Annotated in this window: 11 protein-coding genes; 5 read left to right on the forward strand and 6 right to left on the reverse strand. The window is 63.9% G+C overall.

Annotated elements, in window-relative coordinates:
• The first annotated feature begins 37 nt into the window (after positions 1-37).
• From BMX37_RS15650 to BMX37_RS15660, 3 genes are read left to right on the forward strand one after another with little or no spacing between them, the layout of a single operon-like run.
• The gene (locus BMX37_RS15650) at positions 38-997 is read left to right on the forward strand and encodes a DegT/DnrJ/EryC1/StrS family aminotransferase (RefSeq protein WP_093666714.1); all 960 of its coding nucleotides are present in this window, start codon (positions 38-40) and stop codon (positions 995-997) included.
• The gene (locus tag BMX37_RS15655) at positions 994-1,518 is read left to right on the forward strand and encodes an acyltransferase (protein ID WP_093666715.1); all 525 of its coding nucleotides are present in this window, start codon (positions 994-996) and stop codon (positions 1,516-1,518) included. Before BMX37_RS15650 ends, BMX37_RS15655 begins: the two co-directional genes overlap by 4 nt.
• 18 nt (positions 1,519-1,536) lie before the next feature.
• Positions 1,537-2,460 carry a GNAT family N-acetyltransferase gene (locus tag BMX37_RS15660; protein WP_093666716.1) on the forward strand — a complete coding sequence of 308 codons (924 nt, stop codon included), beginning with the start codon at positions 1,537-1,539 and terminating at the stop codon, positions 2,458-2,460.
• On the opposite strand, the gene BMX37_RS15665 is transcribed toward BMX37_RS15660, so the two are convergent.
• From BMX37_RS15665 to BMX37_RS15675, 3 genes are all read right to left on the reverse strand, one after another.
• Positions 2,438-3,547, reverse strand: a complete 1,110-nt coding sequence (locus BMX37_RS15665; RefSeq protein WP_093666717.1) for a DegT/DnrJ/EryC1/StrS family aminotransferase — start codon at positions 3,545-3,547, stop codon at positions 2,438-2,440. The genes BMX37_RS15660 and BMX37_RS15665 overlap by 23 nt on opposite strands.
• Complete coding sequence (locus tag BMX37_RS15670; protein ID WP_093666718.1) at positions 3,544-3,960, reverse strand: sugar 3,4-ketoisomerase; 417 nt, start codon at positions 3,958-3,960, stop codon at positions 3,544-3,546. Before BMX37_RS15670 ends, BMX37_RS15665 begins: the two co-directional genes overlap by 4 nt.
• A gap of 156 nt (positions 3,961-4,116) precedes the next feature.
• Positions 4,117-5,547, reverse strand: coding sequence for a right-handed parallel beta-helix repeat-containing protein (locus BMX37_RS15675; RefSeq protein WP_212611462.1), 1,431 nt, complete (start codon positions 5,545-5,547; stop codon positions 4,117-4,119).
• A 125-nt stretch (positions 5,548-5,672) separates the two neighbouring features.
• On the opposite strand from BMX37_RS15675, the gene asnB reads away from it, so the two are divergent.
• Positions 5,673-7,658 carry an asparagine synthase (glutamine-hydrolyzing) gene (asnB, locus tag BMX37_RS15680; protein ID WP_093666782.1) on the forward strand — a complete coding sequence of 662 codons (1,986 nt, stop codon included), beginning with the start codon at positions 5,673-5,675 and terminating at the stop codon, positions 7,656-7,658.
• Between the two features lie 85 nt (positions 7,659-7,743).
• Positions 7,744-8,865, forward strand: a complete 1,122-nt coding sequence (locus BMX37_RS15685) for a glycosyltransferase family 4 protein (RefSeq protein WP_093666720.1) — start codon at positions 7,744-7,746, stop codon at positions 8,863-8,865.
• 30 nt (positions 8,866-8,895) lie between these two features.
• Here BMX37_RS15685 and BMX37_RS15690 read toward each other — a convergent pair whose 3' ends face one another.
• Genes BMX37_RS15690 through BMX37_RS15700 form a run of 3 tightly spaced genes read right to left on the reverse strand, consistent with a single transcriptional unit; the run spans position 8,896 to position 13,686 of the window.
• On the reverse strand, positions 8,896-10,242 hold the full coding sequence (locus tag BMX37_RS15690) for an O-antigen ligase family protein (RefSeq protein ID WP_093666721.1): 1,347 nt from the start codon (positions 10,240-10,242) through the stop codon (positions 8,896-8,898).
• Positions 10,239-11,435, reverse strand: coding sequence for a hypothetical protein (locus tag BMX37_RS15695; protein WP_244501633.1), 1,197 nt, complete (start codon positions 11,433-11,435; stop codon positions 10,239-10,241). The genes BMX37_RS15690 and BMX37_RS15695 overlap by 4 nt, the downstream gene beginning before the upstream one ends.
• Positions 11,436-11,448: 13 nt before the next feature.
• Positions 11,449-13,686, reverse strand: coding sequence for a GumC family protein (locus BMX37_RS15700; RefSeq protein ID WP_093666723.1), 2,238 nt, complete (start codon positions 13,684-13,686; stop codon positions 11,449-11,451).
• Positions 13,687-13,701 lie beyond the last annotated feature (15 nt).

The following is a 13,701-nucleotide window of genomic DNA, read 5'->3' on the forward strand; positions in this document are numbered from 1 at the left end:
ACTCGCTCTCTTACTGAAAGCCGTGACAAGTCAAGCAATGAGGCAGAACAGCGCCGGTGCTCCGGCTCCCGTGGTGGCACCTCCAGACCCTGACACGACCGTCAAGGCATTTGTATCGGTCAGCCCCTTCTCCTATGCGGCGCTCGATGCGACAATGCAGGGACCGCCCGCGGAGGAAGTGCAGGGCCTGCTTGCAGCGCATTTCAGCCGGCCTCACGTCCTCGTCAACAGCGGCCGCCATGCACTCGACCTGATCCTCACGGAACTTGCACCGCGACCGGACGATGTCGTCACCATCGTCACGACGTCAGGCTCATCCTATGTGTCGAGCTGCGTCACCTCGACCGTCGAGCGCTACTGCCGTTGGTCGATGCAGCGTGAATCCGGGACAGTGGCCGTGATTGCGATCCATGAATGGGGCCGCGCGTGTGAACGGATTTCCGATCATCTCGGAACTGGTGTTCCGGTGATCGAGGACTGTGCCTACGCCTTTGCCACGCGCTACGCCGATGGCGAGCCCGTCGGCCGGCGCGGCGATTATGCCCTGTTCAGCCTTACCAAGATGTTCAGCGTCAATTTCGGTGGTGCCGTGGTATTTCCTGCTGGTCGACGGCCCGCTTTTGTGATGCCGGAGGACGATCGCGCCTTTCTTCTATCTGCTATCGGGTCCGAGATGGTGCGGCTGAACGCCCTGCTCGAGATGCGCCGCGATGTCTGGAATGACTTGGCGACGCGTTTCGCGGCTATCGGCGTCAAACCGTTTTTTGCGCCCGTCTCCGGCGAGCAGCCATCTGTGTTCATGTTCGCTCATGATCCGTCTACAGTGCCGCTGCCCGAGTTGCGGCATCGATTTGATGCGCATGGGATCGAAGGTAGCGTGTTTTATGGCTCCGATGCCTTTTTCATACCGGCTCACCACCGCGTTGGTCCTCGCACCCGTGAGTTGATGGTTAAAATATATGCCAAGCTGATGGCGGAGCAGGGAGCGCATGCGTGATCGTGTCCTTCCTGAAGAGTTTCGACAGCTTCCTGTTTGACTGGCTGCAGGCGCATCCAGACCAATTACCCGTGCGCATGCAAAAGCTGGTTGCCTGGCACTATCCCGATGCTCGCGTTCGTAAACTCTACTGGTCGCGGCTGAATGTCACCATGGGTGAAGGTACTTTCCCGAATCCCGGCCTGCTCGTCGTCAACACCCTTGACTCAGAGGCGCGAATTACGATCGGAGAACGCGTTTCTATAGCTCCAGGCGTGATACTGATCGCTGACTCGTCACCCGGTAATTCTGCCCTCCTTATGAACCATTCCGAGGTGGCGGGGCGGCTTGTGCGATGCGCACCGATCACGATCGAAGACGATGTGTGGATTGGTGCAGGTGTGATCATCCTGCCCGGTGTGACCGTCGGCAAAGGCGCGGTGCTGGGTGCTGGTGCGGTAGTGATCGCGGACGTTCCGCCTTTTGCGGTCGTTGCCGGAGTGCCCGGTCGCCCTATCCGATCGCTTGCGCCCTTTGCTTAAAGTCTTAGGGGTCGGCGAATGTCTGACCAGAAGCTGACCATCAACGCCTTCGTTGAGCCCAACCTTGGCAGCCTGTTTCATGAAGCGGGTTTCTTTCGCCTTCACGCTGGAGAAGGCGGGCGGTATTTTCAGTGGACGGACGGCAAAAAGTCCCTCGGCACGATCCATTTTACCGAGGTAGATCACGGCATATGGCGATCGCCTGCCAGAGGCACGTTCGCGGGCTATGCCTGGGAGCGCGATCTTTCCGTCGAGCAGATGTTCGCATTCCACGACGCGGTGGAGGCTGAACTGGTCGATGCAGGCGCGAAACGGATCGAGATCCTGCCGGCGCCGATGGCGCATGATCCGGTCGCGTTTGCCAATACGCTTTACCTGTTGCGTGCACGGGGTTTTGCGACGGAAGTTTGCGACCTCAACCACACGCTCGAGGTGACCGCGACGCCCCTCGGTGAGCGCATGACGTATGGAAATCGCAAGCGGCTGCGGAAGGCGGAACGCGAGGGCTTCAAGGCTGAGCGGGTCGGGCTGGACCAACTTCATGCGGTATACGACACGATCGCTGCCAATCGCGCCATGAAGGGCAATGCCGTATCGATGCGGGTCGCTCAGCTCGAAGAGATGATCGCGTTGTTTCCCGATCGATTGGTGTTGTTTGGCATGAAGGATGGAGACAGTCTTGCCGCTTCGGCTATATGCCTGCGCCTATCCCCATCTGTGCTTTATGTATTTTATTGGGGTGATCGGCCGGGATACAGCGCTCTTAGCCCGGTGGTTGCGTTGGCAGACACTATTTATGCCTACTGCCAGGAAAGCGGTATCGTGTTGCTCGATGTGGGAACTTCCACGGTAAACCTCGAGCCCAATTTCGGTCTGATCCAATTCAAGCGTGGTTTAGGCTTCACCGAATCCCTGAAGGTCAGGCTGTCGAAGCAGCTCTGACGGCACCGACCACGCGTTCCGCCTGGTCCATGGTCATGTGCGGTCCTATCGGCAGACTGAGTGTCTCCGCTGCAAGACGCTCGGCAATCGGAAAGCTGCCTTCGCCGAAACCCAGTTCGGCATAGGCGGCCTGCCGATGCGCGGGGATCGGATAGTGTATCTGCGTCGCTATGCCATCTGCTGCCAGAGTTGCGCGTAGTGCGTCACGCCGCGGCGTATGTACCACGAAGAGGTGCCAAACCGGTTCTGCCCAGTTCGGCACGTGCGGCAGGACGAGGTCGCAGTCGCGCAAGGTATCCAAGTACAGGCTTGCGATGCTGGCCCGCCGAGCGTTCCAGGCATCGAGATGCGGCAGCTTCACGCCCATGATGGCAGCGTGAAGGGGATCGAGGCGCGAGTTTACGCCCTTTTCAATGTTCACATAGCGTTCGGCAGAGCCGTAATTGCCCAAGGTACGGATGCGCGCCGCCAGCGCAGGATCGTTGGTCGTGACGCCGCCTCCGTCACCCGCCGCGCCCAGGTTCTTGGAAGGATAGAAGCTCCAGCAGACCGCGTCGCCATGCGCCCCGACGCGAACGCCGCGATAACGCGCGCCATGCGCCTGAGCCGCGTCCTCGACAAGCTTCAGCCCGTGTCGACGTGCGATCGCCAGCAAAGCGTCGAGATCGGCCGGTTGGCCGTAGAGATGGGTCGGCAGCACCACCTTGGTGCGGGGCGTGATCGCTTCCTCAACACGTGCGGGATCGAGATTGTAGGTTGCCGAATCCGGTTCCACCATCACAGGTGTGGCGCCAGTCATTGAAACCGCCAGCATTGTTGCAATAAAAGAATTGCTGGCAACAATCACCTCGTCGCCCGGACCGATTTCCATGGCCCGCAAGGTGAGGTGCAGGGCGTCAAGTCCGTTGCCGACGCCAACTGCGTGCGCGGCTCCGGTATAGGCGGCAAACGCGGCTTCAAAGCGCTCGGCTTCCGGACCGCCGATAAACCACCCGGAATGCAGAACGCGCAAGGCCACCGCGTCGATCTCCTCGCGCAGTTCCTCATAGATCGGCGCGAGCGCCAGGAACGGGACGTCGGTGCTCATGATGCACGCGCCATGGCAAGGAAGGTCTCGTAGTCGCGGATGTAATCCGCTTCGTCGTAATGTTGATCCGCGAGCACCATCAGGACGGCATCGTCAGAAAAGTCATACATCTCTCGCCAGATCATCGGGCCGATGGTTACCGCCAGATCAGGACGATCGAGCACAACGCTACGCCGACTGTGCCCGTCATCCAGCATCATCGTGCAGCTGCCGCTTACGCAGACCGCCAGTTGCCGCAACGCGCGATGCGCGTGAAAGCCGCGCGCGACATCGGCCTGGGTGCCGAAGATGTAGTAGACGCGGGCAATGGGGAAGCCCGTGTCGCGCTCCCCTTCTATGACGCAGAGGCTGCCTCGATCATCGCCCCGCAAGGAGAGAGTGATGAGCTTCTGGTCGTCAACGGAGCCGTGCATATTTCCATCCCGCTGCCGAGCGGGGTCGGCGCTGTGTCGATCATCAAGGTCTCTCGCCTTGAGGGCCGCGACCTAACAGCCGCGACGCCTACACGCAAATACGAGGCTTCTACCGCTTGGCGAGATGGCTTGGGCGTTTCAAGGGCGGACCGGATTCTAGCTGTTCCGGCCCAGAAGCCGCCCATTGAGCGTCATGCTGCCCTTGATCTTGGAACCATAGAAATCCACGTCGCCTGCGGTTCTGAACATGCACGTGCCGGTGAACACGCCCCGGGTATAAGCGAGCTTCTTTCCCGCCTGTCGAAAGCGGCAGTTGTTGTAGTGCGTGTCGCTAGGGGTCCAGGGCAGCGCCTTGTCCGCTCCGACAGCGATGAAGTCGCAATCGTCGAACAGCACGTTGGTGCTGCCACCGCCGAGATCAGCCAGGAACTGATGATAGGCCTTGCCGGTCGGCGACAGTTTGGGATCGTCGGTAAAGCGGCAGCGATGGAACTGCGTGGCCTGGGTGGGGTCGGGGCTAGGAAAGGCGTTGACGACCGAGCCCACGAACAGGCAGTCGTCGAAGCGGATCCTGGGCTTGTAGCTCCAGGATGACCAACTCGTCGTGCCGATCATGCGGCAGCGTTCGACATGGATGTCGGCAACGTCGCCGGTCGAAGCCAGAAAGCCCACACCCACATTGTCGGAAAAGGTGCAGTCGACGAAGCGGCCGTTGCGGCACACGGATTCCTCCGCTTCGATATCGACACCTGAGCCGGGAGCCGACTGGAAGCGACCGCGACCGGTGCGAGTGAAGCGGCACCCGATCGCAGTCAGCTGAGTGCCGCCGACCCATGACAGCCCCTGGCGACCATTGCGGTCGCAGACCACGTTGCGCAGGGTGACGGGATAGCGCGGGCTTTTGGCGGTCAAGCCGGCATGGGCGACCATGATGCCGTCAAGGCCATGGTCGTGGGAACGGACGTTCTCGACGACCACTCCACCGGTATTGCGGTCGAGCATGATGCCGATCGCCTCGACCTGGCGGCCGGTATCACCCCACGGCCCACCCAGAACGTAATGATCGGCGTTGCCGTCCAGTTCGATGCCGCTGATCGTGACCGCGGCGCGGCAGTTCCTGACGTCGATCATGCGATAGGCGTCGGCGCGGAAATCGAGGTCGTAAAAGGGCAATTTGGGGTTGTGAACGGCGCCGGTCACGGGATCAAAGGCGCCGAACCGCAATCCGTCGGCTGCGACCAGCGTCGCACCCGTGCCGTGGATGCTGACCGGCAGGGCGCAGTTCTCGATATGGATGATTGGCTGTCCTTGCGCGGCATAGCCTTGACCGCGTCCTGCGGCGATCCGTTGCGTGCCCACACGGTAGCGGCCGGGCGGTACGAGAAGCGTTCCACCGCTGGCTTGCGTCAGTGCGGCACTGGCCCGTTGAAAGGCGCGCGTGTTGGCAGGGGCGCTTGCGGTCGGTGAGGCGCCATAGTCACGGACGTTGAAGGTGCGTGGCGGTGCGTCGGCAACGGCCGCTCTCGGCCATAGCAGCATCGAAACCATGCCGGCACCGAAGCTGCGACGAGAGGAAGTCCACGGCATGGCCATGGCGATAGCTGTTCCAGCGGTTCGCGGCAAATCGTGCCAATTCGGGCTCGGGTAAAAGGGTTCACGCGCGAAACCGCTTTCGGCTAGAGCGGCGCGGCTGTTGCAGGAGAGCATTGCGCGTGTGTGGAATTGCCGGATTCGTGAGCCGCGGGACGATCGACCCTAAAACCGTCAAGCAGATGACGGACGTGGTGGCACATCGCGGGCCGGACGATCAAGGTGCATGGTTCGATGCCGAGGCGGGGATCGCGCTGGGGCACCGGCGCCTGTCGATCCTGGAACTGTCGCCGCTCGGCCACCAGCCGATGAACGCGATGTCGGGCCGCTACGTCCTTGTTTATAACGGCGAGATCTACGACCACCTTGCCATCCGGGCGGAACTTGAGGCGGCCGGTGTGGCGCCGGCCTGGCGCGGCCACTCCGATACCGAAACGCTGCTCGCCGCGATCGATGCCTGGGGCGTGCGCCGGACGCTGGAGCGGGCGACGGGCATGTTCTCCATCGCATTGTGGGACCGGCGCGATCGGACGTTGACGCTGGCGCGCGACCGGTTCGGCGAAAAGCCGCTCTATTATGGCTGGGCGGGGGGCGTGTTCGCCTTTGCCTCCGAACTCGGCGCGATCCGCGCGCTGCCCGGCTTCGACAACCCGGTCGACCGGGGGGCGTTGTCGTCGCTGCTGTCGCGCACCTACATCCCGTGCCCGCAATCGATCTATCGCGGCATCTTCAAACTGCCGCCCGGCACGATGATGACGGTGACCGCAGAGGCCGTCGCGACACCGCGTACCGAGCCGTTCGAGGAAGGTGCCAATGGCGGCGTACGGCTGGAGCGATACTGGTCGTATCGCGCCGTCGTCCGCGAGGGGCTGGCCAACCCTTATGCCAGCGAGGGCGAAGCGGTCGAAGCGGTGGAGGCCGCACTCGCCGCCGCGGTCACCGGCCAGTCGATCGCCGACGTGCCCGTGGGCGCGTTCCTGTCGGGTGGCTTTGACTCGTCTGCCGTGGTGGCGCTCTACCAGGCTGCATCGCGGGGTAAAATCCGCACCTTTTCCATCGGCTTCAAGGAAGTGGGCTTTGACGAGGCGGTTTACGCGCGTGAGGTGGCCCGCCATTTCGGCACCGAGCATCACGAGCTTTACGTCGGGGTCGCCGACGCACTCGCGGTGATCCCGAAGTTGCCGGCGATGTACGGGGAACCGTTCGCCGACTCTTCGGCCATCCCGACGCATCTCGTCAGCGCGTTCGCGCGGCAGCACGTCACCGTCGCCTTGTCCGGCGATGGCGGGGACGAACTGTTCGGCGGGTACAATCGCTACCTGTATGCGCCGCGGCTGTGGCGATCGCTCGCTCCGTTGCCGCAGCCGCTGCGCCGGTTACTGGCCGGAACGGGTGCGAAAATGCCTGACGGCATGTGGACCACGCTCGGCTCGATCGCCGCCCGCAAGCGCCGGCCGCCGTTCTTCGGGGCCAAGGTGCGCAAGACGCTGCGCACTGCTGCTGACGCGCGCGGGCTGGACGACGTTTTCGCCTCGCTGCTGGACGAATGGCATCTTGCGCAGACGCCGGTGCTCGGCATCGATGGCCGGGCGCGTGCGTCGGTCGACATGGACCTAGGCAACGCGCCCGATCTGGCGCGCATGATGTATGCCGATGCGGTCAGCTACATGCCCGACGACATTCTGGCGAAGGTCGACCGCGCGTCGATGGCGGTCAGCCTGGAAACGCGCGTTCCGTTTCTCGACCATCATGTGGCGGCTGCGGCGGCGCGCGTGCCGATGGACCAGAAGATCGCAGGCGGCACAACCAAGCGCATCCTGCGGACGATCCTGTACCGGCACGCACCGCGTGCCATGTTTGAACGACCCAAGGCGGGTTTTGCCGTACCCGTCGGCGAATGGCTGCGCGGGCCGCTACGCGACTGGGCGGAGGACCTGCTCGATCCCAACCGGATGCGGCAGGACGGATATCTCGATCCCTTTCCCATCCAGCAGCGCTGGCAAAACCACCTTGTTGGCAGGATGGAAAACACGCAGGCATTGTGGCCGGTGCTGATGTTCCAGGCTTGGCTGCGACAGGGGGGAGCGCTGGGTGAGGGCAGGGGCTGACATAGCGACGCTGGCGACCTGTACGCCGATGTAGGCGACGGGGATCGTCTTGACAGAGGCTGGTGGCAATGAGCTTAGCGCGGCGATGACCAAGCCGACGATCGTTATCTCCGTCAACGCCGCATGGAACCTCGTCAACTTCCGCCAGTCGCTGCTGCGCAGCCTGGTGGCCGGCGGATACCATGTGGTGGCAGTGGCCCCGCCGGATGGTCGTGAGGGCGAACTGGCAGCGTTGGGAGTCGATTTCGTACCCATCCGGATCGACCGGCGGGGCATGTCCCCGATCGCTGATGCGGGATTGCTGCTGGCCTATCTGCGCATTCTCGGCCGGTTGAAACCCTGCGCCTATCTCGGCTTCACGGTGAAACCGAACGTCTATGGCGGAATGGCGTGCCGCATGCTTGGCATACCCCGCATCGCCAATATCGCTGGCCTCGGCACGGCGTTTCTGAAGCGGGGCGCGCTGAACTGGGTTGTGCGCCAATTGTATGCGACCGGGCTGAAAGGCGCCCGGCGCGTGTTTTTCCAGAACCCCGATGACCGCGCTCATTTCCTGGCGGAGGGCCTGACGAGCGAAGATCGTACGGGGCTCCTGCCGGGTTCGGGTGTCGACCTCGCCCGCTTCGTTCCCCGATATCGTGCGCACGACGGCAGAATCGTTTTTCTGCTGGTGACCCGGCTGCTGCGCGCCAAGGGGGTGGCGGAATATGTCGAGGCGGCAGAGTTGATGCGACGGCGTCACGGTGATGCCGTGGCATTCCGAATGCTCGGCATCCCGGATCATTCCCCAGGCGGTGTCGATGCGGAAACGCTGGATCGATGGCGTCGTAATGGGGCTGTCGAACTGATCGATCCGGTCAGCGACGTCCGCCCGATTGTCGCCGATGCCGACTGTGTCGTGCTGCCGAGCTACTATCCGGAAGGCACACCGCGTTCGCTGTTAGAAGCGGCGGGGATGGGAAAGGCCATCATCACCACCGACACGCCGGGCTGCCGCGACGTCGTCGAGCAGGGCGTGAACGGGTTTCTGTGCAAGGCGCGCAGCATTCCCTCACTGGTCGACGCCATGGAGGCCTACCGGACCTTGGATGCCATGGCGCGGTCGAACATGGGCGTCGCCAGCCGGGTCAGGGCGGAGCGCGATTATGACGAGCGCATCATCCTGGAGCGTTACGCGCGCGAACTGCGCGCGTTACAAGCAGGCTGAGCCGTTACCGATCGCGCCCATGCTGCGGTTCTACAGGCTGAGATGCCTCGCGGTCTGCTCGGACCGGCGAGGCCGCACATAGGGCCTGATCCCCGACATCAACCCGATGCACATCGCGAACACGGCGGAAAGCGCCGCAGTGCGGAGCGGATAGTCGACGGTGCTGTGCAGCATGATCGCAGCCGTCGCGATCACCGCCGCTTGCGCGAACCGGTCCGGCTCCTCGGCGCGCCAGATCGCCCGTACCCGCGACACCCACCATGTCAGGAACGCCGCTGCCAGGACTATGCCCACGATCCCCGTTTCCAGCAGCAGCTCGAGCCAGTCGTTATGGGCATGGTTCATGTAGGTCCGGCCGATGGTCGAAAGCGGTTCCTGCGTGCGATAGATGGGCACGAAGCTGCCGGTGCCCGACCCGATCGGCAGGTAATTCTTGGCCACGCGCCATGTGAGGGCAAAGGAGGTCTGCCGGGTCAGCTCGACGTCCTTCTTCTGCTCGCCGAACAGGTTGTTGCCGAACGGGCCGATCGCGATGGTCAGCAGCGCGGCGATGGTAGCGACCGCCGCCACGATGGCCAGGCCGCGCCGCAACTGTGGCCGCTGACGGCCGAAGACCAGCCAGGTGCCCAGCGTCACCGGCACGCTGAGTCCGATGCCGGCAAGCGACGCGTTGGTTAGCAGTCCGACCAGAATCACGGCATAGGCCGCCACCACCAGCAACCGGATCGCGGACGCGTTGCGTGCCGACCGGCTGCGCTTGAGCAAGGCGGTCTGCCACGCGGCCAGGAACGGGATGCAGACCAGCATCAGGGTCGCATAATGGTTGCCGTTGGCGAAAAAGCCGACCGCTATGCCGAAGCTGGTTTTTTCGTAGATATAGGCGCTTGTTCCGCCGACGACCTGGACCGCGCCGATCGCCACCGACACCAGGGTGACGGCTACGATCACCGCTGCGATGGCCCGGCCGCGAAACGCTCCCAGGACGATCACGGCCAGCAAGGTGGCAAAGGCGGGCAGCAGCCAAAGAATGCTGGCCAAGGTCTCGTAGGGGGCCAGGGTCAACGGCAGCCAAGGCAGGGGTACGCCCAGCAATCGATAGCCCTCCACCACGGACCCGCGGCCCGGCAGCGCGGTCCAGATGGCTGGGGGCAGGGGAACCAGCTGCAACAGGGCGATCACGATCAGCAGACCCATCAGCGCCAGCGGTATGCGGATTTGCGCCGACGTGCCGTCCTGCGCCAATCGCCAAAGAGCCCATCCGATCAGCGGGATGGCCATGATCTGGAGCAGCAGGTTGGCGGCGATCCCCGCCTGGCTCGCCCCGCCCAGCAGCAGGCACGCAAGGAGATAGATGGGGACGACCATGTGGCGGGTCATGGCCGCGCTCCGTTTATTGGGCTAAGAGCGAGATTGCGCAGCGTGGTGTCGAGAGGTGCCGGAAATTCGCCTGCCTCTCCACGGAGGGTCAGGCTTTGGGCAGAACAGTCCTGCGGCACGGTGAAATCAACGGCCGTTCGGCGCGTCCCGGACGAGCCAACAACGGGCGCGCTCATCAATGCGGACTTGTCCCCCGTGGTGCAGACGAGATGCCAGCCGAGGCTCGATGCCGCATCCGACTTGCCCCCTTCGGAAGCAAAGGAAAATCGGTAACGGCCCGGACGCAGAATGAGCAGTTGCCGTGCCAGGTCGCCGCTGTCGCGACCATAATAATCGACCGCGAGGCTGCCGTTGCGCAGATCGGCCGCGCCCAGCGTCCCGGCTGCCAACGTCCAGTTGAACGGTGGTGAGGCCGGCAACGTTTGAAAGCCGGCGTTGAAGATCGGTGCGCCGATCTGGGTATCCGACAAGCTGTAGATGCGCTGCCACACCGCATGCGCCTCGTCGTAACGGCCGCTCTCCGCCAGGCGCATGACCAGCACCGGGCCCCAGCTATCCTTGTCGCCAGCATTGGCGAGGGCGGCGGGACTGGCGAGGTCGAAAATGCTGGCCGGCGACGCATCACCTTGGGCGAGCAGGGCGAGAACCGTTCGCTCGAGATTGGGATTCTTGCGCAAGGTGCGCTGCACCGCGACCCGCGTATCCGGGGCCATGGCCATCAACGCCACGCCCTTGGCGATCGGCTGCTGCGCTTGGCTGACCAGCCGGGCAAGGACGGAGAACTGTGCGGCCGCCTGGTCGTATTTCTCCGTGCGGAGATATTGTTCGAGCAACAGCACATGGATAATCCGCTGGCGCGGATTGAGCCGCTGACCGGCCTCCAGCGTCGCCACGCCCCGGCGCGGGTCGCTGGCAAGCTGTTGCTGCCCCACAATCAGGTATGGACGCGCGTCCAGCGGCGCGGCAGCCGCGGCACGCCGGACGCTGTCCAGCGTGACGGATTCCCCCTTACTCCCGGGCTGAACAAGCGCGCGCGTCGCCTTGCTGAGCACGACATCCGCATTGTGCGGCGCCAGCTGCGCGACAAGGGGCGTGGTCGGCGGGAGAACCTTGACCATCGCCGTTCGAAAGCACAGCCAGGCCAGCGCTGTCCCCGCAAGCGCCAGGAGCAGGGCGGACACCAGTCCGCGCATGCTCCGCAAGCCGTCACTCTTCATCTTGAACGGCCAGCATGATCCGGCGCTTCTTGTTGTTGTCGTCGGCGACGTAGCGGTACTGGTCCTGCTTCTGGCCATAGCCATAGCCGTATCCATAGGCCGCCTGTGCCTGATACCGGGTCAGGATCGCGCCGATCATGTGCGCGCCTGCGGTACGCATCCTGTTCTGCGCCTCGGTCGCGGCACGGGTGCGGGTCCGGCCGGATTCGACGACCATCAGCGTCGCCTGCACCACGGTGGAAAGCAGGGGAGAGTCGGCCAGCCCAAGGATGGGGGGGCCGTCCACCACGACGATGTCGAACGTCGCGGCCGCGTCGGCGAGCAGGGACGCGAACCGTGCCGAGGCGAGCAGCTCGGGAGGGCTGGGGGGGATCGTGCCCGAAGGCATGATCCACAGATTCTCGACATCGGTGCGCAGCACGTGCTCGCTCAGCGAGCCCGTGTTGGTCAGGATATGCGACAGGCCGATATTCTCACGTCCCGTGACAAAGGCGGGCCGGCGCATGTCGGCATCGATCATCAGCACCGTCTTGCCCAGTCGCGTGAAGCTGTGCGCAAGGGCCCAGGCGGAGGTCGACTTGCCCTCCGCGGGACGGGTGCTGGTGACCAGCAGCGTCTTGGGCGCGCCGCCCTCCGTCACAAACTGCATCGCGGTTGCGGTCGACAGATAGGCCTCGGCCACCGGCGACAGCGGGTCCTTCAGCTCGTCGACCGGCTTGGCGGCCTTGGCATCCGGGATGCCGCCAAGGAATGCGAGGTTCAGCTTGTTGCGGACATCCTCGGGCGACTTGATGGTGTCGTTGATGAATTCGAGCGCAAGGGCCGCGAGCATGCCCACGATCAGGCCCAAAAGGGCACCGATCAGCAGGTTGAGGTAAAGGTTGGGCGAGAATGCGCCACCGGGGACCTGCCCCCGATCGACAACGGATGCGATCGCGGTGCCGATACCGCCGGCGACGCCGATCTCCTTGTAGCGCTGCAGCAGCGCATCGTAGAGCGTGCGGTTGGTGTCCACGTCGCGTTGCAGAATGTTGTAGCGGATACGCTTGCCGCGCTGGTCCAGCACCGAGTTGCTGAGGCTGGCGACCTGGGCTCGCAGACGGTTTTCCTCGGCCTGCGCCGCCAGATAATCCTGTCGCAGCGACCCGGCCCGGTCTGCCTTCGCGCTCCGCGTTTCGCTCTGGACGGATGCGCGCAGGGCGTCGATCCTGGCCCGCAGCGCGACCATGTCCGGATAATCGGGACGGAATGTCCGCAGCTTCTGCTGATATTCCGCATCAAGCGCGGCGATCTGCGCGCGCAGCGGGGCCGCGTTGGCGCTGATTTCGGTTGTGGAACCGCCGATCATCGCCTCGCGGTAGCGTTGCTCGGCCGCGATACGGCGGGCTTGCGTAGTCGCTAGCGCGTTGTTGAGTGCCACCAGCGAATTTCCGGTCAGCGAATTTGTGTCGCTGGCCGTATCGGCGGTGCCTGCGCCGGTGCTGATCAGCCGCTGCTGCTGTGCATAGGCGGTCAGCTGGCGTTCCGACTTCTCCAGATCGCGGCGGGTATTGGCGATCTGGCGCTGGAGAAAGTCGCGCGCGTAGGATGAGGATTGGTAACGGCGTTCGATGCTGGTGGCGATATAGGCGTCCGCGATCCCGTTCACGACACGGGCTGCCAGGCCCGGATCGCGCGCCACGAACGAGACGTTCACGATCAGGCTCTGCGGTTGCAGGCGCACCTTCGTCCCGGATTGCACGAACCCCGCGGCAGTCTCCGTATTCGCGTTGCGGTCGGTGCCTTCGCCCACGATCGCCGGATCACTGGCGAGGTTCAGGTCCTGTGCAACCCGCAGCGCCAGGGCCCGGCTGTTGAGGAGGTTAAGCTGCGTGCCGGTGAAATTGGCGTCGCTTGCGGCGTTCTGCCGCTCACCCTTGCTGCTTTCGTCGTTCAATATCGCAACCTGGGGCGGATTGAGTTCGAGCGAGGCGGTGGAGCGGTATTTCAGCGGTGTCAGCAGCGTGATCAGCACGGCGCCGGCAAGGGCAACCCCGATCGTGGCGAGGATCAGCCACCGCCATTCATAGGCCACCCGCCATAGCAGCGACAAGGACAGGTCCCGGTTGCCGGTGCGGCCGGTTTCATAGCTCCCATACCCTCCCTCGAGCGGTATGGGCGCGACATCGCGGCGCTGATCGGGATTCACGGTCAGGTTTGTGGAGCCCGCAGCTCCGGAGCTTGCCATGTAGATAGGGTCCTA

Source organism: Sphingomonas gellani, assembly GCF_900110035.1.
Lineage (GTDB): Bacteria > Pseudomonadota > Alphaproteobacteria > Sphingomonadales > Sphingomonadaceae > Sphingomonas > Sphingomonas gellani.

What these genes read in the sequence shown, in the direction of transcription:
- BMX37_RS15660 (WP_093666716.1), top strand. Translation starts at nt 1,537, where the DNA reads ATGTCTGACCAGAAGCTGACCATCAACGCCTTCGTTGAGCCCAACCTT.
- BMX37_RS15665 (WP_093666717.1), bottom strand. Translation starts at nt 3,547, where the DNA reads ATGAGCACCGACGTCCCGTTCCTGGCGCTCGCGCCGATCTATGAGGAA.
- BMX37_RS15670 (WP_093666718.1), bottom strand. Translation starts at nt 3,960, where the DNA reads ATGCACGGCTCCGTTGACGACCAGAAGCTCATCACTCTCTCCTTGCGG.
- BMX37_RS15700 (WP_093666723.1), bottom strand. Translation starts at nt 13,686, where the DNA reads ATGGCAAGCTCCGGAGCTGCGGGCTCCACAAACCTGACCGTGAATCCC.
- BMX37_RS15690 (WP_093666721.1), bottom strand. Translation starts at nt 10,242, where the DNA reads ATGACCCGCCACATGGTCGTCCCCATCTATCTCCTTGCGTGCCTGCTG.
- BMX37_RS15650 (WP_093666714.1), top strand. Translation starts at nt 38, where the DNA reads ATGAGGCAGAACAGCGCCGGTGCTCCGGCTCCCGTGGTGGCACCTCCA.
- BMX37_RS15685 (WP_093666720.1), top strand. Translation starts at nt 7,744, where the DNA reads ATGACCAAGCCGACGATCGTTATCTCCGTCAACGCCGCATGGAACCTC.
- BMX37_RS15695 (WP_244501633.1), bottom strand. Translation starts at nt 11,435, where the DNA reads ATGCGCGGACTGGTGTCCGCCCTGCTCCTGGCGCTTGCGGGGACAGCG.
- BMX37_RS15675 (WP_212611462.1), bottom strand. Translation starts at nt 5,547, where the DNA reads ATGCCGTGGACTTCCTCTCGTCGCAGCTTCGGTGCCGGCATGGTTTCG.